Origin of the sequence: Paratissierella segnis (assembly GCF_014385195.1) — a bacterium.
In the GTDB taxonomy this organism is placed as follows: domain Bacteria; phylum Bacillota; class Clostridia; order Tissierellales; family Tissierellaceae; genus Paratissierella; species Paratissierella segnis.
This window is the reverse complement of the sequence record NZ_JACRTG010000029.1, coordinates 19,346-40,652: the sequence shown is the minus strand read 5'-3', so window position 1 is coordinate 40,652 and position 21,307 is coordinate 19,346. Positions and strand designations below refer to the sequence as shown.

17 protein-coding genes are annotated in these 21,307 nt (G+C 32.3%); 13 read left to right on the top strand and 4 right to left on the bottom strand.

Annotated elements, in window-relative coordinates; translation table 11 throughout:
* Positions 1–6 precede the first annotated feature (6 nt).
* From H8707_RS12040 to H8707_RS12005, 8 genes are all read left to right on the top strand, one after another.
* Entirely contained in the window at positions 7–1,290 is a 1,284-nt protein-coding gene (locus H8707_RS12040; protein WP_262430385.1) for a PTS transporter subunit IIC, read from the top strand.
* Position 1,291: 1 nt separating this feature from the next.
* Entirely contained in the window at positions 1,292–1,420 is a 129-nt protein-coding gene (locus H8707_RS12035; RefSeq protein ID WP_262430384.1) for a hypothetical protein, read from the top strand.
* Between the two features lie 95 nt (positions 1,421–1,515).
* On the top strand, positions 1,516–2,982 hold the full coding sequence (locus H8707_RS12030) for a class I mannose-6-phosphate isomerase (RefSeq protein ID WP_262430383.1): 1,467 nt from the start codon (positions 1,516–1,518) through the stop codon (positions 2,980–2,982).
* A 12-nt stretch (positions 2,983–2,994) separates the two neighbouring features.
* Positions 2,995–3,276: a hypothetical protein gene (locus H8707_RS12025; RefSeq protein WP_262430382.1), complete on the top strand. Its 282-nt coding sequence runs from the start codon at positions 2,995–2,997 to the stop codon at positions 3,274–3,276.
* A 23-nt stretch (positions 3,277–3,299) separates the two neighbouring features.
* Positions 3,300–4,427 (top strand): mannitol dehydrogenase family protein, encoded by a 1,128-nt coding sequence (locus tag H8707_RS12020; RefSeq protein ID WP_262430381.1) that lies wholly within the window; start codon positions 3,300–3,302, stop codon positions 4,425–4,427.
* Between the two features lie 97 nt (positions 4,428–4,524).
* Positions 4,525–4,968, top strand: a complete 444-nt coding sequence (locus H8707_RS12015) for a PTS sugar transporter subunit IIA (protein ID WP_262430380.1) — start codon at positions 4,525–4,527, stop codon at positions 4,966–4,968.
* A 104-nt stretch (positions 4,969–5,072) separates the two neighbouring features.
* Positions 5,073–5,498 (top strand): GNAT family N-acetyltransferase, encoded by a 426-nt coding sequence (locus H8707_RS12010; protein WP_262430379.1) that lies wholly within the window; start codon positions 5,073–5,075, stop codon positions 5,496–5,498.
* 31 nt (positions 5,499–5,529) lie between these two features.
* Positions 5,530–7,602, top strand: a complete 2,073-nt coding sequence (locus H8707_RS12005; protein ID WP_262430378.1) for a BglG family transcription antiterminator — start codon at positions 5,530–5,532, stop codon at positions 7,600–7,602.
* Positions 7,603–7,694: 92 nt separating this feature from the next.
* Here the strand turns inward: H8707_RS12005 and H8707_RS12000 are convergent, their stop codons facing one another.
* From H8707_RS12000 to H8707_RS11990, 3 genes are read right to left on the bottom strand one after another with little or no spacing between them, the layout of a single operon-like run.
* The gene (locus H8707_RS12000) at positions 7,695–9,002 is read right to left on the bottom strand and encodes an ABC transporter permease (protein ID WP_262430377.1); all 1,308 of its coding nucleotides are present in this window, start codon (positions 9,000–9,002) and stop codon (positions 7,695–7,697) included.
* A complete protein-coding gene (locus H8707_RS11995; RefSeq protein ID WP_262430376.1) occupies positions 8,995–11,001 on the bottom strand; it encodes a COG1361 S-layer family protein in 2,007 nt (668 codons plus the stop codon). The genes H8707_RS12000 and H8707_RS11995 overlap by 8 nt, the downstream gene beginning before the upstream one ends.
* Positions 11,002–11,712: an ABC transporter ATP-binding protein gene (locus tag H8707_RS11990; protein ID WP_394354670.1), complete on the bottom strand. Its 711-nt coding sequence runs from the start codon at positions 11,710–11,712 to the stop codon at positions 11,002–11,004. It abuts the gene before it with no gap.
* A 306-nt stretch (positions 11,713–12,018) separates the two neighbouring features.
* Between H8707_RS11990 and H8707_RS11985 the strand changes: the two genes are divergently transcribed.
* Together H8707_RS11985 and H8707_RS11980 are read left to right on the top strand one after the other, a co-directional pair.
* On the top strand, positions 12,019–14,703 hold the full coding sequence (locus H8707_RS11985; RefSeq protein WP_262430375.1) for a PD-(D/E)XK nuclease family protein: 2,685 nt from the start codon (positions 12,019–12,021) through the stop codon (positions 14,701–14,703).
* A complete protein-coding gene (locus H8707_RS11980) occupies positions 14,700–18,173 on the top strand; it encodes a UvrD-helicase domain-containing protein (RefSeq protein WP_262430374.1) in 3,474 nt (1,157 codons plus the stop codon). The genes H8707_RS11985 and H8707_RS11980 overlap by 4 nt, the downstream gene beginning before the upstream one ends.
* Positions 18,174–18,603: 430 nt before the next feature.
* On the opposite strand, the gene H8707_RS11975 is transcribed toward H8707_RS11980, so the two are convergent.
* Entirely contained in the window at positions 18,604–18,924 is a 321-nt protein-coding gene (locus H8707_RS11975) for a helix-turn-helix domain-containing protein (protein ID WP_262430373.1), read from the bottom strand.
* 260 nt (positions 18,925–19,184) lie between these two features.
* Here H8707_RS11975 and H8707_RS11970 point away from each other — a divergent pair, with 260 nt between their 5' ends.
* The 3 genes from H8707_RS11970 to H8707_RS11960 all read left to right on the top strand — a co-directional run bounded on the left by H8707_RS11970 (position 19,185) and on the right by H8707_RS11960 (position 21,296).
* Complete coding sequence (locus tag H8707_RS11970) at positions 19,185–19,700, top strand: PTS sugar transporter subunit IIA (RefSeq protein WP_262430372.1); 516 nt, start codon at positions 19,185–19,187, stop codon at positions 19,698–19,700.
* On the top strand, positions 19,697–20,860 hold the full coding sequence (locus H8707_RS11965) for an iron-containing alcohol dehydrogenase (protein ID WP_262430371.1): 1,164 nt from the start codon (positions 19,697–19,699) through the stop codon (positions 20,858–20,860). The genes H8707_RS11970 and H8707_RS11965 overlap by 4 nt, the downstream gene beginning before the upstream one ends.
* 160 nt (positions 20,861–21,020) lie before the next feature.
* On the top strand, positions 21,021–21,296 hold the full coding sequence (locus H8707_RS11960) for a PTS sugar transporter subunit IIB (protein ID WP_262430370.1): 276 nt from the start codon (positions 21,021–21,023) through the stop codon (positions 21,294–21,296).
* The last annotated feature ends 11 nt before the right edge of the window (positions 21,297–21,307 follow it).

Here is a 21,307-nt window from a genome sequence, read left to right as displayed (position 1 = left end):
AAAAAAATGCAGATTTTATCTAATGTGGTGAGGTACATAATCTCTCTTCCTCCTGCAGTATTTATTGGGATTGTTATGGGAGTGTTATGCTTAGTTTTTGGAGGAGGGATTAAAAATGCTTTGCGTAGTGCTTGCCTATTTTCTGTAGGTATGACAGGAATTAATTTAATTATGAGCTATTGTGTTGGGGAAATGCAGTCAATTGCAACAGCTTTGTCTACAAGATTGGGAATTGAACTTAGTATGATAGATGGCGGATATGGATCAGGCGGATCAGGCGGATCATGGATGTTTCCTGGGGCAATACCTGCATTGTGCATAATGTTAGTAATTAATATTGTGTTTATTCTTCTAAAGTGGACAGATACTATGTGGACAGATGTTCATAATACATGGCATGGAATATATATTGGTCTTCTTATATATGCTTTAACGGGCAGTGTTCTTTATGGAACTATTGTGGCAATAATAACCTTAGTTATTATGCTTAAACTTGGAGATTTGACAGCTCCAACCTTTCAGGAATTTAACGGAACTCCCAATATTGCTGTCTATGCAACTTCAGCAACAATTCCTGCCATATTTACTTTCTTTGTAATGAAAGTAATCAATAAAATTCCTAGATTGAAGGACCTTAAAGCTGATGCTGAAAGTATTCAGGATAGGTTTGGGATATTTGGCGAAATAATGGTTATTGGAATGCTTTTAGGTATTATTTTAGGTATTCTTGCCGGGTATAATTTTAAGAATATAATGATGACGGGAGTAGTCATGTCAGCAACTATGACACTATTTCCTAAAATGGCAGCGTTGATTTGTGAAGGTATTGTGCCGGTTACTACTTCTGTTATTGGATTTATGAACAAACACTTTAGTGGAAGAAAGCTAAATGTAGCAGTTGATCCGGCTATGTTACTTGGTGATCCCTCTGTTATGGCTTCTTTCGTAATTCTTGTTCCTATTTCAATCGTTATGGCAATGGTAACCCCTGGGATTGCTTTTATTCCTATAGCAAGCTTGGCAGGTATGCCTTATTGGATAGGAGGAGTCGTTCCTTATACAAAAGGTAATGTAGTCCATACCGTTATATGTATGAGTCTATATATATTCCTTGCATCTCTAGTTGCAACACAGCTTGGACCTATTGTTACAGAAGCGGCTAGATTAACAGGTCGAATGACTGAAGCTATAGCATCTGGAATTACTATAGTTTCTTGGGATGAGGGAGGAAGTTTTATTGGATATGCATTTGTAAAATTATTTAAATTATTAGGATTAAGCGTTCTTTAATATGAAACAAGCTTTTTTAGTAGGTCCAAGGCAGATAGAAATAGGAGATGAAGGATTTACTAACAAAGTATTGGATTTAACTGAGGTGCAAGTCAAGTTGTCAGTTAGCTTTCGAGGCTGCAATATTTAAACAAAAGTCCATAAAAATAGCTGTTTTAATGTAAAAAGATTTAAGATATAGAATGTTTTTTTAAATAAGCATTAGGAAACTAATGGAGGTAAGTAATGTTTAACAAAGAAAGAGCCCCGAATTTTGAAGCAAATCCTGTAGTAAAAATTAGCGATATCAATTCACTATTGGGATATGATCAGATTATAGATGAAATTAGCAAAGCTATTGAAGTAAAAAAGAAAGAAAATGGGAAAGTTTGTGTTGTTATAGACTGTTATCATGGAGTTGATCAAAAGGAAATATTAGACAATTTAGTTTCCAAGCTTGATGCAGATTTAATGATAAATTCTGAACAGGCAAAATACCCTGAAGAGATTATTTTTGATAAATTTAAAAAATTTATAGTTCCTGAAGATAGGACATATGGGGTATTTAGTGTAGGATATTTAACAGAATTTTTTAATAATGATGATGTCATCAGTTTAAGAGAAGAAATTGATCATACTGATGGAGTAATTATTATTTATGGTGTTGGGGCTAGTATTATCCATTGTGGAGACATATTAATATATGGAAATATTGCTAGACAGGAAATTAAAGACAGATATAGAAAAGGATTGGATAATTGGGGTGCAGAAAATTATGATGAGGAACCTTTAAAAAAGGATAAAAGAGGGACATTTCTTGAGTGGAGAATGATGGATAAGCATAAGCGTTCCTTATTCGATAAACTTGATTATATGATAGATTTTAATATTCCAATGAAGCCTGTGCTTATAAGTGCCGATGGATATCGTAATGCAATAATCCAAGTGTCTAAAAGGCCATTTAGTCCGGTTCCAATCTTTATTAAAAGCATTTGGGGTGGCAAATGGATACAAAAGGTTTTAGGCGTTCATCAAGATTGGGAAAATGTAGGTTGGGGTATGACAGGAATATTAGATTATCAATCAATAAAATTACAGTGTGGTGGAAATATAGTAGAAATTCCATGTATGGACCTTATTTATTATAAACCAAAACAATTTTTGGGTAAAAAGACTTATTATACATGGGGATATAAATGCCCGTTGCATATTAATTTTTTGGATACATGGCATGGAGGGAATTTAAGTCTTCAGGTACATCCTCTTACGAGTTATGCTTTTGATGTATTTAATTCCTCTTATGGGCATCATGAAAGCTACTATATCTTAGACTCCAGCGACCATTCATCTGTGTATTTAGGGTTAAAAGAAGGGATAAAGGTCTCTAATATGGTTGAAGAATTACTAGAAGCGCAGAAGGGAACAGAAATTTTTGATGATTCAAAATACGTTAATAATATTCCTGTAAAAAAACATGACCATGTATTTATTCCGAGTGGTACTGTTCATGCCTCGGGAGAAGGCACTTTGGTTTTGGAAATAGATGCGTTTTGTTTTGCTACTTTTAAACTTTGGGATTGGGGAAGAGTGGACTATGATGGCAAACCACGACCAATAAACATTGACCATGGTCAATATAATATCGAAGAAGATTTCCAAGGAGAATGGGTATATGATAATTTGGTTGCAAAACAACCTTTAGTAGAAAAGTGATATGGTTGGAGGATGGAAGATAGTTCCGCAATAAACTATGAACCGATGGCTGTCCATAGATATTGGTTTACAAAGCCTATATATTTTGAAACAAATGATAATATTATTATCCATGTTTTAGTTGATGGTGAGGAGGCAGTTATAGAAAGCTTAGATAATTCTTTTGAACCATTTGTAATGCATTATGCAGAAGCAGTATTTATTCCTGCAGATGTGGGGCAATATACGATACGACCATGCGGAAGGTCAGAAAATGAAGAAATAGCCATTTTACAAATATATTATCCACAATAACTTTATTTGCTTAGGAGGAAGAAATGGAAAGACAGTTAATTATTCATTTTGGAGCAGGTTCATTGGGTAGAGGATTTATAGTACCTATACTTACGGATAGCAATTGTGATGTAATCGTTGTTGATGTTAATGAAAAACTTATTAACAAATTAAAACAAACATTAGAGTATACAATTTACATTGCAGATGAGGAGGAAGGTAAAAGAGAACGAAAAATAAAAATTAAAGGAGCACTTTCAAGTATAAATGATATCGATGAATTAAAAAGGGTCTTAAAAGAAGTTAAAACAGTTACTACTTCTGTACGTAAGGAGAACTTAGTTCATGTTGCAAAACTTATAAGTGAAGTTTGGCGCTTTGATGATAATGAAACAAGAAAAGTTTTATGTTGTGAAAACTTGGAAAATGCTTCAGACTATTTTAAAAAATTGTTATTTAGCACAGTGTCTGACGATAAAACGCTGGAGCAAATGAAAAAAATAGTTGTGCCGGATACTATGGTAGATAGAGGTTGCAGTGCATCGTTAGAAGATGATTTATTGGTATATACAGAAAAATTTTTTGAAATAGGAGTGGACAGAGAGGTCATTAAGGATACGAACATCAAACTGATACCAGCAGTAGATAATCTAAAGCAACATTTTTACAGGAAAAGATTTTTGTTAAACACATATGCCGATTCAGTAGCGTTTTTAGGTCTAAAATACAATATTTCCACTTTTGGTGAAGCAATTTGTGATGGTAAAATTCAAAAGGAACTTAAACCTTACTTTGATTTAGTAAAGAAAAGTTTAGAAGTCGGATTTGGAATGAATACAGAAGAAATTGAAAAATGGAATGATTTTTATAGGAATAAAAGGAATACAAGAAATGATCCAAATGCAACTTCAAACAAAAGAGCACTGTCTGATATAGCAAGGGATATGTGGAGAAAATTGGAAAGGGAAGAAAGATTCATTAAACCCTTGCTTATTTTAAAGGACAATAATTATAATATTGATCCTGGATTGAATTTAATAAGAGATATGGTAGAAAGTGAAGCAAAAAAGTCAAACATGAGCAAACATGAGCTGATAAATAAAATAAAAGATATGTGGGCTATTGATGCATCAGGAGAGTATATATTTAATTATATTTCTGAACTTGTATAATGCTTAGGCCTAACCGTAAATATTTTAAACATTAAGTTTAAAATATTTACGGGATTTATCATAAACAGATACTTAAATTTATGTATGAGGAGAAGAAATGGAAAATAATGTCTATGTGATCGAAAGAGAAGCATCTGATTGGGAAGAAGCCATTTTAATTACAAGTTGTTTATTGTATAAAAATGGCTGTGTAAAAGAAAATTTTGCAGAAAAATGTATTGAAAGAGAAAAGGTATTTCCTACTGGACTGCCCAGCAAAGTGCCTGTAGCAATTCCACATACAGATGGGAGTTATGTTATAAAGCCTGCGGTATGCATGCTAAGGTTAACAAATCCGGTTTTGTTTAAAAACATGGAGGATCCCGAGAAAGAAATTGCCGTTGATTATGTGTTTAATATTGCAATTAAATCAAGTGAAGACCAACTCAAAATGCTCTCTGTGATTTCAAATATATTTCAAGATGATGAATTTTTAAATTCACCTAAGGACACTCCAATTGAAGTTTTAAAAGAAAAATTCTTAAATAAATGGAGAGAATAGAAAGGAAATTTAAAAGTGTAAAGATTCGATGAATTTGTAAAATTTATGATATTATGAAATAATAATTAGTATATAAAGTGATAATAAAGAAAGCGATTGATTATATGGAAGATGGTATTAAATTAATCGAAAGAAAAATAAATTTTGATATATTTAAAAGAGAAAGAGATATTAAACAATTATTTTTCTATGATGTTGTTTCTTTAGAGAGTGAGGAGATTGTAGGTTATTGCTATTTAATTATAGGAGGAGACAAGGTAATTTTATATATGGGTAATGTCAGCTATTATATTGAGGAAAAACATAGAAATAAAGGTTATGCTACAAAAACACTAATGTGTCTTATAAATATTGCGAGGATAAAAGGAATGCAGTTCATTGATATTTCAATTTCACATGATAATATTGCATCGCTGAATGTTGCAAAAAAAGCAGGAGCATATTTTTTAAAACAATTAAAAGCAGAAGAAATTGATCAGTTTTGTTCAGATAATGATTTTGTAAGAGATGTCTATAGGATAGAATTATAACGGATATTATTAATTTTTTATGGAGGATGAAATGAATACACGAGTATATGAACTATTAAAATTTTTACTTACTCAAGCTGAATCAACATTTTCCATTGATGAACTTGCGGACAATTTTCACGTAAGTACACGCACTATAAGAAATTATGCGAAAACGATTGAAGATTTTTTGTTAAATAATAAATTAGAAGGATTGATTTTTTGTGCTAATAATAAAATTGAATATAAAGGAAATTCTCAACAAAAATTTCAACTTTTAAGTCTTATTAGTAAATGTAACTTTTATGATTATAAGCTGTCAGTGGAAGAACGGTATTTAATAATTTCTTTAATGCTATTATCTTCAAATGGTCCTATAACTATTTCAGATTTTAGTTCTTCACTATTTGTGGACAGGGGGACTATTATTAAAGATCTTGCATTTGTATCTCAGCAATTTAGTTCATATGGAATTTTGTTTGAGGATAATAAAAACAAGGGGTTTTTTCTTAGAATTAGCGAAAGCCAACGGATTGATTTAATATGCAAATTAATATATGATTTTGGACTATTACCAAAGGAAATTTATGACTTTACTGTAGAAAATATATTTACGGTTTTTATTAGAAATAGATTTGATTTAAGTAAATTTTTTCATGGAATAGAAGTTGCCGTTTCTTTAGCGGAAAAACATTATAATATATTTATGACGGATATTGAATTTTATGATATTATTTTTCTTTTGTCATTAATGGCAAATAAAAATTTCAGGGGACAATCAATTGAAAATACCTATGAGAGTTCTTTAAATCCTCAGGGAAATGTATTTGAAATTTCAAGATATGTTTTAAAACTCATCTATATTACCAATGACCCCCCTAAAAGTGATGTAGCATTTTTAGCTGACAGAATAAAAAAATACACTTTAACATATTCTAACGAAATCATAGGAGAAAATTCTATTAATTTTTATATTATTGTTAAAAGCTTTTTATATAAATTATCCTTAATATATGGGATTATGCTTTTAAATGACTATAAATTGCAACAATTCCTTAGTGCACATATTATTGGCGTATATACCAGATATAATAATCATGAAAAATTGTATAATCCTTATAAAGAAGAATTGTTAGTGCAGTATTCTAATGATTACCAGATTTTAAAAGCAAACAGTTATATTTTAGAGGATAATTTAGACATTAAATTAGATGATGATGAGTTAACTTATATATTGATGCACATAGTTGCTGCGTTAGAAAGAATAAGACAGAAGAATATAGTCCCCAATATCATTGTAGTTTGTGATACAGGATTTAGCACTTCGAATTTTTTGGCAGAAAAAATAAAAAATTATTTTCGTGTAAATATTTTATCAATAGTTGCTGCGCATAACTTAAACAATGCAATAGAAAATCTAAAGCTTGATTTCATTGTCAGTACAATTCCTCTAAAAAATATTAATGTGCCGTGGATACAAGTAAATCCAATGTTTTCTGAGAAGGATATAAATAATATTTATAAAATGATTGCTAAGATACCAATTGAAGAAGATGAAAGAGAAATCGCTAGGATAGAAAAAACAACACAGAAAATACTAATAAACCAATTTTCTGAAGATGAAAACACATGTAAAGAAGAAAATGACGGAGCTGCTAGAGGGCATAATATTTTAAAGGTCAGTGACTTATTAAGTGAGGAATATATATTGCTGGATAAACCTATTTACGGTTGGAAAGAAGCAATAATTGCAGCAGGTGAACCGTTATTATGGAATCAAAAAATAACAGCGCAATATTTAAAGGCAATGGTTGATGTTGTCACTGAAAATGGTCCTTATATTGTTTTTGCACCTAATGTAGCTGTTGCACATGCAAATTCTACAGATGGGGCTGTTGAGATTGGAGTTTCTTTATTGCGCCTTGCTACACCAATTGAATTTGGACATAAAGATAATGATCCAGTAAAGATAGTGGTTGCATTCTCACTTACTGACGTAAAAAAATATTTAAATATGTTTTTAAACGTTATGAATATTTTATGTAATCAATCGGTGATTAATGAAATATGTGATGCAAAAACTAAACAAGACATTATAAATATTTTTTTAAAATACAATAATTAAAAAACTATTTGTAACGTTTATATAATAAAAATATATTTGTATAGGTGATGTGGGAATGCGGTAAATAAAACAATTATTTACCGCATTCCTTTTTATTCTGTTCTTATTGCTTCTAAAGCGGACAAATTCATTGCGCGTTTTGCAGGGAAATATCCTGACAAAATACCTATCAATGCAGAAAAGGCAGTGGCTGCAAATATTAGCCATATGGGTATGATGGATATCTTACTTTCTCCTCCTGTGCCTAGGAAGTCACCGAAAACGCCACTAAATTTATTGACAAAGAAAGATAGTATGTAGCTTAGAGCTACTCCAAATACTCCTCCGATTATACCAATCATGGTTGATTCAAGCAAAAATAGCCTTTTTATATCCTTTATTGATGCGCCGATTACTTTCATTACGCCTATTTCTTTTGTTCTCTCGTAGATGCTCATTACCATTGTATTTGTAATGCCTATTGCTGCTACAATCAAAGAAACAGCGCCGATTCCTCCTAATACCATTTGGATTGTACCGGCTGTCTTTTTCATGGATTCAAGCTGGTCATTTAAACTATATGCTTCGTGCCCCAAATCCTTTATTGCATCTTGAACTGCTTGAACGTTTTTCATATCATTTACTTTAACATTTATTTGTTCATATTCGGTTTCTTTTGAAGGTCTTGATTTAGGATCTTCGGCTTTTGCCTTTTCCACCATCAATTTTTGGACCTCACGTAAAGGCATATAGACACCGTAGTTCGTTTCCCAATTTCCTTCTGTCAGTACTCCTGCTACTTTTATCTTATATTCTTTATAATTTGGTTTCTCATTGCCCATACCGCCGCCGTAATTATATCCCATATCCTGATCAAAAGTGAAGGTAAATCTGTCTTTCATAAGATCAATCTTTGGTTCTCTCCAAACTCTTGATTTCGGATCGTAAAAGTTATTGCTCATTCCGCCGCCAAATAAAATTGTCAATTCATCATTATCATTGAGCAGCCTCCCCTCCTGAACTTCAAATCCGAAGGCTTCCATTGCTTCAGGAACTATGCCTTTTATCGGGACATTAGCTACATATCTGCCGGTCTTTATTGTACCATAGGTTTCCAGAGTAGGGCTTACAGCTTCTACATTTGGTATTGCCTTAAAAGCTAATACAGCAGTTTCATCAAGTTTTGACTCTTTCTGTTTTGGCATGGAAGGGTCCTGCCATCTTTTATAAACATTAATAGTTGTCAAACTTCCCCATTGAGATATTTGTTCCGTGAAGGATTCGCTTAGTCCAAACCCTAAACTCAACATGACGACAATGGAGCTGGTACCTATCATAACACCAAGAACAGTAAGAAAAGTTCTTAATTTTCTTCTCCACAGATTTTTAATTCCCATTCGTACTAAGTCTATATTACTCATCTGTTTCCATTTCCTTTATTTTCTTTCTCTTTTTATATACTAAAGTGCCTGCTACGCCTGCTGCTATTAAAACAACTATTCCCCAAAAGACTTTGGATTTTAAGATGCCTTTGATACCGCCTTGCTTAGCTTCTTCCGGAGGGATGCCTTCAGGAAACTCAGGCATAGGGGGTGCGTCCATTACGTTTAGGGTAAATTCTTTTTTTACTTCTTGTTCTTGACCTGTGGAGTCTTCATAGGTAAATATTACAGTTCCGTTCAATTCGCCGGGAGCGCTGGGAATTACATATCCTTCAAAGAACTCACTTTCACCGCTGTCAAAATTGCCAACGTAGTATTGACCGTTCTCCGTTTGGAAGTCCCCCTCAAGCTTTACCATCATATTGTAAAGGGTTACCTTTCCGGTATTATAAAATTCCAATGATATAGGTGTGGATTCACCTACATAGCATTCCGGGAAGACACTTAGTTCACCAATGTCCAATTTGGAACTTTGAATAACCGGAACGCCAATCAATTCTTCTGCAGTATACTCCTCTTTGGTATCTTCATATTCAAAATTTGCCGTAAGTGTATATGTTTTAGCTTGTGCATCAGGGACTGTAAACATGGTAATCTTTTTTTCTACTCTTCCCTTTGGTGGAATGCTTTCAATATAAAAGGTGTTTGAACTGTTCACCGGAGTAAACACCGATCCTCCTGCTGAATTGCTATCAGTGTCCGTTTTTTCATTTGATGTCAAAAATATTTTTATATTCTTAACTGCTTTGCCGCTATTAGTATTAAAAAATGATAAATTCATAGTAAAGTTTTCTCCGGCTTTAACCAAGCTAGGCTCGAAATTGTATTTATCTATAATAAGCTTTGGCTTAGATTGATTTTCTTCTTCACCTGATGTAAAGAAACCGACAAATTGATTTAAGGTATATTTTTCTCCATCTGCAATTATATCATCTTCATATTCTACGTTTATTTCCACCGGATAATTTTTAGTGGCTGCATTTTTTGTAGTTAAAAATCTAAATTCCACATTTTCTGTAGCTTCGGGAGCTACGGAATCAATCCTCAATTGACTTACTGATTTAGGAACTAATCCTTCCATGTCCTTACTTTCTGCCTTTATTACTATATTTTTAGCTTCTGATTGTCCCAGATTTGTCAAATCAAAGGATACTACAACTTCTTGATTTTGTCCTACAGTATCTGAGGGATAGAGTAAATTTTCAAATATGAGATTTGCTGCTTTATCCTTATTTGCTGATACGCTTACAAAGACATCCAGTGAATCCTCGTCTGTCTCGTTATATTTCAGTTTCAACTTAAGCTGATGACTTCCGGGGGTTATTTTCTTTGACGTTTTCAATTGGAATACAGCAAAATTTTTAAGTCCCGCCGGAATGGATTGGATATTTTGTATTCCTGAACCTTGGGCAAGGGAAATTCCCTCTTCTGACAATCCGTCAAGGGATACTCTTATATCTTCTGCGATGATATCTCCCAGATTTTCCAATTCGATTCCTAAATTGAATTCTTCGCCGATGCCTATTGTACTATTTGGGAGGATATCTAATCTTGAAATGTTTAGCTTGGCTGGCTTACTATCTACACGTATGTATATGGAATCTGCCGTAGTGTCACCATCATAGCTTGATACACTTATATCTATTTTATAGCTGCCTTTTTTTGCGCTAGGGTCAACTTCAACCTCGAAATGCACTTTTTTACTGTCCTTACCGTCTATATAATTTATATTTTTAAAGGTAGAACCTACTAAATATATAGAATCAGGATTTTCTATACTAGCTTTTACTACAATGTCATTTATTGCTTCATTGCTTATATTTTCTATTTCCACAGGAACTCTAACAGTTTCACCTGATTTCGCTGTAATCGTATTTGAGCTTGAAATAAACAATGAGCCATAATCAGCGAACCCTACTATTGGAATTACACCTATTATTAGTAATGCCATCAATATAAAACATAAAATCCGTTTCATCTAAACAACTTCCCCCTCTGCTTTTTCATTTGCGACAATCTTTTCTATGTTACCATCCCTCATGTATACAATTCTGTTTGCATATACTGAGATCTCCGTATCATGAGTTACAATAATCAATGTTTGGTTTGATTCTTTTGCCATTGATGTAATCAAGTTCATTATTTCAAAGGTAGTTTTTGTATCAAGATTACCCGTTGGCTCATCAGCAAAAACTATACTGGGATCTCCGACAAAGGCTCTTGCAATACTAACCCTTTGCTGTTGCCCACCGCTCATCTCCGAGGGCTTATGATGAAGTCTGTTTCCCAAGCCTACATTAATAAGCATGGTTTTAGCCATTTTTTCTCTTTTAGATTTTGGTATTCCTTTAAAGATAAGTCCTAAGCTTACATTTTCCAATGCTGATAGTGTAGAAATAAGGTTGTAAGACTGAAATACAAAACCTATATACCGCTGCCTGTAATTTGTTAAATCCTTTTCATTCATTCTCTCCAAATGGAGTTTGTTGACTATAATTTCACCCCTAGTCGGCTTTTCAAGACCTGCCATCATATTTAAGAGCGTACTTTTACCGGATCCTGAGGTGCCAAGCAAACATAAAAATTCTTCCTTACCTATATTTAGATTTATATCATCTAATGCTACAATTTTTTCGTCTCCCATTTTATATATTTTTCTTAAGTTTTTAAGAACTATAAGATCATCCAATGAAATCCCCACCTCCTGCCATATACTGTATTACCATTTTATCATTAGATAGATTAGAATAATAGTTACAAAAAGTTTAAATTTTATCAATTTATTAACCTTTTATGTGAAATGAAAGATATAATGGGATATAAGGATAATTCACAACTTAATTCAATTCACAATTCACAGTTCACAATTCACAATGAAAAGATAGCAAGAACTAAGAACTAAGGATAATCACTGCTTACGTCATCCTTGAGTGAAACGAAGGATCTCTGGTTTTGAAAAGGCAGACAAAAGGTAATAGGTAATAGGGGGAATTTTATGAAATTGAATGAATTCTGTAAAATAAATTTAACTTGCGAGAAAATCTTTATTGTTCCTACCAAATCAATTGGAATGCAAATAGTAAATAAAATGGCTAGGGATGGCAATCCGGCTATCAATCTTAAGATAGCTACATTGAAGGGATTAGCCTTTGAAATTTGCGAGGAATACATAGAAAAAAACAGGATTATGATAGTTGATAGTATCATCGGAAGCAATTTAATGATAGGAATACTTAAAAAATTATCTAAAGAAGAGGATGAATTTTTCTTTAAACAAAGTTTGATTGATTCCACAACTGCGGAAGAAGTCTATAAAGCGATAATGGAGTTGAAATATGCCGGCATAGAGGAGTTCCCCAAGATTAAAAATCTGGATATGATTTACAAAGCATATGGCGAGGAACTTAAAGATTTAAATGCAATGGATCATTGTGATGTAATTATAAAAGCTTCTCTTCTTGAGGACTTAAATACTTATAAAAACAATCAAATAGTTGTAGCTTCGAATATTGAATTAAATTATGCAGAGGAATCGTTGTTTGAGAAATTGACGGATAACAATTTTGTAAAAATTGATATGCCCGTAAAGACCTTGGAAGGGCATCCGAGGAATTATTATTTCAAGGATTTTGTTGATGAAGGTATTTTAAAGAACAAGAATTTCTGCTTTTATAACAAATATGGCACTAAGGAAGAGATAGGTTATATTATTGAAGATATGAAGCAAAAATTAATCCCGGCTGATGAAATTGTCATTGCTTATACTAACAACAATTATGCTGATCTAATAAATATTGAATTTGAAAAAAACAATCTGCCGATTACATTCGGAGACGGACTTGGGATTGATAATAGCAGCGTATATAGATTTATCAGTACGATATTCAATTGGGTGAATAGATACTACAGCGTGACTGAATTAAGACCAATCTTTGTAAATGGAGATATCAAGACAAATTTTCCAGCTTCGGATTTATATGATGAATTGATGTCTTTAAAAATTGTATATGACAGAGACAATTACTTTAGGAAATTGTATTTAGATGGGGTTTTCCCTTTGGAGTTCAATAACTATAGCGAATATAGAAAAATGGAATTAATCTATCTACAAGAGTTCTTTGGCGATATATTTGATGCGATACCAAATGAGAACAGTTTTGACTTTAGTAAATATATATTTAAATTATCCAATATAATTGAAAAATACGTTAAAAATATCAACAAATATGATGGTGCGGCAAAAAATGTAGTTTTAGAGACCTTGAATCAAATCAGCAATATCAAAATGGAAGTAAATGTGAATGAATATATGGATATGATTTCATCCTATATTCTCAAAAATAGAATTTTGAGGTCACAGCCTCAACCTGGAATGGTTTTTGCTACTAACTTTAGAAATGCAGGGTATACCGGAAGGAAGCACCTTTATTTAATTGAGATGGATAGCGATAGCATATCCAACAAGGTAATCGAATCTCCAATTTTGTTGGACATGTTCAAAAAAAGATTATCCGGTAATTTAAAATATGCAAGGGAGAATTATAATAGCAAAAAGTACAAGATTAAGGAATTGTTGACGGCAGATTTTGAGAGCATCTCCATAGGGTATTCAAATTTTGATACTGTTGAGGTAAAGGGCAAATCCCCATCTCAAGTTTATACTGAGTTAATGGAAACTTATAAAACGAATAGAGAGAAGCCAATATATGAAGAAAAATATACTATTTTAGGCAGGGATTTAGTTAAATCTGGTTCTGCTTTGGAGACCATTTCCGGCTGTGTAAGAAAAGCCTACTTTGCGTATAAAATGGGAATCAAAGCTATCGAACCAAAGGAGACATTGATAGAATATTGGTTGGATCCCCTTGAAAGAGGCAGTTTGGTACATGAAATATTGAATAGGTATTTTAATTTGGAAAGAGGAGATAGAACGGATAAGGTTTTAAATGAAATTCTGGAAGATGCATGTACTAGGGCAAGGGAAAATAAGGCCAGCATTCTGGATGATGTATATTTAAAGGAGAAGGTCAAATTGCTTGAAATCTGTAATGGTATGATAGAGACCTCTCATATAGATGACGAGTGGGAAGTATTGGTAAATGAGCTTTCCTTCGGTATGGATAAGGACAATAAAACTTTTGGAATACTTCCTTGTGTAAAAATAAATATTCTGGATTTGGAATTACCGGTTATAGGTGCAATTGACAGAGTTGATTTAAATAGGAATACTAAGGAATTGAGAATAATCGACTATAAAACAGGAAATAAAAGTAATTTTGAAAAGCTGTTGAGACTTAAGACCAAGAAACAAATAATAGATGAAAATGGAAAGACAAAGGAAATTGATGAATTTGATTATTCTAAAACCAGAAAGATGCAATATTATATCTATAAAAAAGTTTTAGAGAGGATTATTGAAATCCATCCTATTTATAGGGACTATAAGATAAGTTCATTTTCTTATATCTTTGAGGACAGTTCAATTGATATAAGATTCGATGGTGATTTTATTAAAGTCATTGAAAACAGGATATCCGATTTATTGAACATAGATGTGTTAGCTGAACAAAAGAATGCAGTCTATGATCCGGATGACAGGGATACGTGTATGTATTGCGACTATAGCCCTATATGTATGGTAGATACGGACGAAAACCATGAGGAGGTGAAGATTGGATGAACCGATTGATAATGGATGAGATGTCAAAGCGGGATGAGATTATAAATACCTATGATAAAAACTATCTGCTTGAAGCCGGTGCCGGAGCGGGAAAGACTACCTTAATAGTTCAAAGGATAATAAATCAGATATTAAATGAGGATATCGATCCGTCCAATATAGTTGCAATAACCTTTACCAAAAAAGCTTCAACAGAATTGTCTGAGAGAATTCAGAAAGAGGCGTTAAAATGTCTTTTGACTGAGAAAGATTTAAGCAGAATCGACAGGCTAAAATCTGTGGACAAGATATTTACTGGGACTATTCATTCATTCTGTCAGCTTATGTTAAGCGAATTGCCTTTTGATGCCGATCTAACGCCCGGATATGAGATTATAGAGGACGATGGGGAATTTCACACAAATATTTGGTACAACTTCTTAAGGGATAAACAAAGGGACTACAAAGAATTGGCTGATATTCTTGAGTATTTTGGGATTAATTATTTAAAATTAAATTCCAGCGTATTATTGGCTTTAAATAATCCTGACATAAAATTTGCAGGGTATGAACCAATTGATTATAAGGAAATATTTAAAGACTTTGAGAGGATAAAAGAAGAGTATAAAGATTTGAAATATAAGAATTTAGGCAAGCAAAAATCAATTGCCAAGCTTGTAAATTCCATATTAGAAGATGATGGAGAACTAAAGGACTATTTAAATAAATTCTATAATACATTTAATGGTAAGGATTTTGTTTTTGATATTGATAAGCTTTACAATGGACTTATTAAAAAGGGAACTGAAATTGATGAGCCTGAAAGATTTAGAGTTTTAATATATGATTTATACAATCTTAATCTGAAGATTCAAAGGATAAAATACAATACCTGCACTGAATTTGTCAATATGGTCGTTGACTATAAGAGGGCGTATTATAAAGGTAAACTTACCTTCAATGATTTGTTATATAAGGCGTCAAAATTGATTAAGGAATCGGATGAGGCGAGGGAGCATTTCAAAGATAAATATAAATATTTTTATGTAGATGAATTTCAGGATACTGATCCAATGCAGGCGGAATTGCTTTTATATCTAACTCACAGCGGCTTCTATGACGGTATAAGGGGTTGGCAGGACTTGACTCCTCTGCCGGGCTCATTATTTGTGGTAGGGGACCCTAAACAATCCATTTATAGATTTAGAAGGGCGGATATAACTACCTACAACCAAGTTAAAAGCATGATTGAGAGAACAGGAGAAGTGGTATATTTAGATATAAATTTCAGATCTTCAGACTGCATTTGTGATTGGGTTCAAAATACCTTCAAGAAAAAAGAAGGGGGTTTCTTCGGATTTGGGGAGGAGTCAAACTCTTATCAAGCCGGATTCAAAAAGATATTAAGCCTATGGGATGATAAAACAGAGGAATCGGACAAGCAGCTTTTGGGGGTATATTTGTATGATTATCCTGACAGAAATGACGAATATTATGTTGCAAATATGGTTAAGGATTTAATCGATAATTATTATATTGCTGAAAAGGTGAGTACAGATACAATAGATTCCAATGAAAGGGATTATTATAACCAGCTTAGAAGGATTAAAGCAAGTGATATTATGATTCTAACAAAAACCAATGAAGAAACAGGTGTATATCTTAAAGCATTGAAAAAGATGGATATACAAGCCTTGCTTTCCGGTGAAAAGATATTGGGAAATACAAGAGAAGTCATGAATTTGTATATACTTGTAGATGCTTTAACTGATTATAAAAACAATGTTAAATTGGTATCGGCTTTAAGAAATTCATTTTATATAGATTTAGAAACCATAGATTTGTTTATGGAAGAAGATAAAAATTTGGCTGCTTATATTTTCAATAGAAAAAAACAAGAAAAAATAGTACATCCCAGCATAAAAAAGGCCTTTGAATCCATGAGTGAAATGATATCTATGACTAGGTTTCTTAGCCCTGTTGGGTTTTTAGAAAGGATTGTCGAAGATAGGGTAGGCATTTTTGATATTTATAGAGAATATGGGGACCTAGAGTTAAAGGATGCAAATTCTGCCATTAGGCAAGCAATTGAAATCATTAAATCTAAGGAAATAAAAAGTTTCTATGATTTAAAAGAAGAACTTAAAAATTTGATGTCAAAGAAGGTAAGCAATGAGTTGCCTTTAAATGAATATGAATCAAAAAATGCTGTAAGGATAATGAATATTCATAAGGCAAAAGGGCTGGAGGCTGATATTGTAATATTGGCAGGAGGTTTTAAACGCCGTTCTACAGCTCTTAGTTCGCCATGTCATTTTGTTTTTAAAAATGAAAATGGTGAAAATATAGGATATATAAATTATCCTGATAATAATTTTAAAACAATGGGTCCAAATGAAGAAGAAAACAGGAATACAGAAATGAATTTTATTTCAGCGGAAATAGACAGATTATTGTATGTAGCGGCCACTCGTACAAAGTCGGTTTTGATTGTGGCAAATACTGAAGAGGAAGCAAATTTTTTATATCCTTTATCCTCGCAAATCGATAATTATATAGATAACGAATTAGAAGATAATATAAAAGACGATACAACGGAGGAATTATCCTATGAGAAACAAAGGGAATTAGCTCTAACCAAAGATTTACGAATACAAAAAGAAATATCCAATCCCGGCTATGTAAAATTAATTCCTTCTAAATTTAAATTGGAATATAATAAAGAAAAACAAAGCTACATTTTAGTCAAAAGAGGACCAAGATTAAAATATTATAATAAAGAGAAATATAAAAAAGATATTTACAAAAATCCAAAGGGACCATTATATGGGACTATAGTCCATAGAGCAATCGAAATACTGATGAAAAAAAGCAATAATCTTGAAAAATTTAAAGATGAGGATGTAAAATACTCTACAAGCCGAGCCTTAAGTGAGATAGTAGAAAAAATCCAAATAAATTCGGCTAATGTATCTCAAATATATCACCCATTAAGTCCAATGGCCAGTATATTGCTGGAAGTAAAGCTTACCAAAGGCAACAAAGAGGCGCAGACTATATTGAAGGAAGCACTGCAGGACTTCGTCGAAGAAGTGCTATCAAATTTTGTAAACAATCAAGAAGTAAGAGAACTTTTGTTAAATGCGAAAGAAGTCTATACTGAAATGCCATTTACTATAGCTATTAATAAAGAGAATATGGAAATCTATGAGATGATCTCAGGGCTAAGCTCAAATGATAGCAGTAAAGAATTCCTCATAAACGGAACGATGGATTTGGTGATAAAGAATGTAGATGATACTTGGACTATTCTCGATTATAAGACCAATACAATAGGAATGGGGAATGCAATAAAAACTCTTAAGAGGCTTTATACCCCGCAGCTAAAAGGATATAAGATATTATTTGAGGAGATTTTAAAAGAGGAAAAAGCATATGTTAAGGATTTAATTATTTATTCAACATATATAGATGAGCTGATTTACCTATAACGAATAGCTAATAATTTATAATTGAAAAGAGGAGATCCCTCCACTTTGGTCGGGATGACAGCTTGCTGTAGATCCACAATCCAGCTGCAGGATAATCACTGCTGTTGTCATCCTTACCGTGTACCCTTTGTAGTCTAAGGGTGAGCTGGGCAGGATTAACCTAACTATCGAAGGATCTCCGGTTTTAAAATAGTGAAGAACTAAGAACTAAGAGTTGAAAACAAAAAAGATAGGTAAGAAGTAAGAGGTAATAGATAACTAATAAAAATAATATATAAATTGGGAAATAAAGAATGCTTAGAAATTTACTTCCAAAGGGAAGCAAGTTTCTAAGCATATTCTTGTTATTTGAGGTTTAAGGGTTAAATTCGTTTTTTCAGACAGCTATATTTTTGGTGAAATTATTAAGACGAATAAAGGAATGATGTGTCTATTCTTTTATTCCAATTAAGAATCCTATTAAACGTTCTTTTTTGTTTTGGGGTAATTTACGAAAATTCAATAATAATTCGAGTTCTTGTTCACTTAAATCAGACTTGTTTAACTTATTAAAATATCTGTTATCGGTTCTACCGAGTATATAATCAACGGATGTATCTAAAATATCTGCAAGTTTTACAAGCATATCTGCAGGAGGCATAGCTTTTCCAATTTCATACCCACTAATGGTTTCTTGGGACACACCTAGTTCAATTCCCATGCGTACTTGAGTTATATTTTTTTCTTCTCGTAATTCCTTTAAACGTTTCATAATAACCTCCCGATATATTTATATATAAATAATATCAATAACCATTGACAAATTTAGTCATATGATTTATAATCAATATAAATTTTATCAATATTTAATATTGACATTATTTATAAAAATTAATCTATATGAATACAAAGATTCTTTTCATTGGTGATAAGTTACAAACTCTAAGTTTTTTTGAGAGCCTATTATTATATAAGGAGGTGCAAACTATAACTTTATACAATAAAAATTATAAAGTTTAATAGTATAAGCATATGGCAAATAACAATAAGGTAAATTTGGGCAATCTAATTGATAATGGAAAACTTTATTTTAGTAGTGAAAAAAACAGAAATGATCTATTCAGTTTGATAGCAGATGGTTTATATAAAGAAGGGTATGTGAAAGATTCTTTTTTAGAAGCATTAAAATTAAGAGAGGCACAATTTCCTACAGGTTTAATATCGAATCTTTATAATATTGCTGTTCCGCATGTAGATTCTGAGCACATAAATAAAAATGCTTTGATAACTGTTATATTAGATACTCCCATCAGATTCCATCGTATGGACGTTAATGATGAGGAAATTGATGTAAAAGTTGTGTTTTTTCTATTGATAAAAAGTAGGGAACATCAAGCCCAAGCGATCTCTAATTTGACAAAACTATGGCAGAATGATTATATAATGGAATCTATTTTATCTGTTAAAAATAAGGAGGAATATGTAAATTTAATAGATGCGGTTTGTAGAGAAGTGGTGAAACCCAAATTTAAGGAGGAATTATTATGAAAAACTTTGATTTTCAGTGTAAGACTAGGTTAATATTTGGTGAAAATTCAGTAAAAGAATTAAAAAACATGATATCTGGTAATTATAAAAATATTTTGTTGCATTATGGTGGTGGAAGCATCAAAAAATATGGGTTATACAATCAGGTAATTCAAATATTGGGAAAAGAGAATGTAAATGTATTTGAATTATCAGGGGTGGAACCTAATCCTAAATTATCTTTAGTAAAAGAAGGGATCAAAATAAGCAGGGAGAATAATATAGACCTTATATTGGCAGTAGGTGGAGGTAGTGTTATAGATTCTGCCAAAGCCATAGGTATTGGTGCAAAATATGAAGAGGATGTGTGGGACTTTTTTACTGGTAAAGCTGAACCTAAGGAATCACTTCCAGTGGGTGTAATACTTACAATACCAGCAACGGGAAGCGAAACTAGTACGGGATCAGTAATAACTAATGAAGATGGTTTGTATAAAAGATCATTACGAAGTAATGAAATGAGGCCTGTATTTGCAATTATGGATCCAAAGCTTACTCTAACTTTGCCAGATAAGCAGACTTTCGCAGGAATTATGGACATGTTATCGCATATATTTGAAAGATACTTTACAAACACTCCTAATGTTGATTTTATAGACCATATGAGTGAAGGGGCGATGAAAAGTATAATAAAAAATGCATACGCTTTAAAGAAAGATCCCCAGAATTATAATGCAAGATCCGAAATTATGTTAGCTGGTACAATAGCTCATAATGGAGTATTAGGTATTGGAAGAGAAGAAGATTGGGCTAGCCATAAGATAGGACATGAAATTGGAGCATTATATGGGGAAACCCATGGAGTAACATTAGCTATAGTATTTCCTGCATGGATGAAATATGTATATAAAGTAGATATAGATAGATTTATTCGATTTGCAACCAAAGTTTTTGATGTATCAGCAGAAGGTAAAAATAAAAATGAAATTGTCCTCGAAGGAATTGGAAAATTTGAAGATTTTTTGCATCGTATAGGTTTACCCACTTCTTTTATTGAGGGGAATCTGCCTACAGATAAATTTGAACTAATGGCAGATAAAGCAACTGAAGAGGGTCCTATAGGATCTTTTAAAAAGTTATTCAAAGAAGATGTAGCAAATATATATAAATTAGCATTGTAGAACAACAATTAGAGTGTACTTTTCTTATGAAAGCTATTATAGACGAAGAGATAAAGTGCTTACCAAGAAAGAAAAACAAATGAATTAGAGGAATTGATAATTATTACAGAAAAAGCTGTAATTTAATTATAACGATTTCATAGAAAGGAGGTAAACAACCATGAAAACAATTATTATTGCGTGTGGCAGTGGAATTGCAACTTCAACAATGATTTCAGCAAATGTTGAAGAAATTTTAAATGATGCGAATATTGCTCATGAAATTATTCAATGTAGTATTCCCGAAATTGAAAGTTATGAGAGCAGAGCAGACTTAATTATAAGCACATCACAGTTGCAAAGAGAATATTCTGTTCCTTCAGTTGTCGGTATCGGATTTATTACTGGGAAGGATTCAGAAGAGGCAAAGAAAGAGATATTAGAAATTTTAAGTTAATTTAAAGGGAG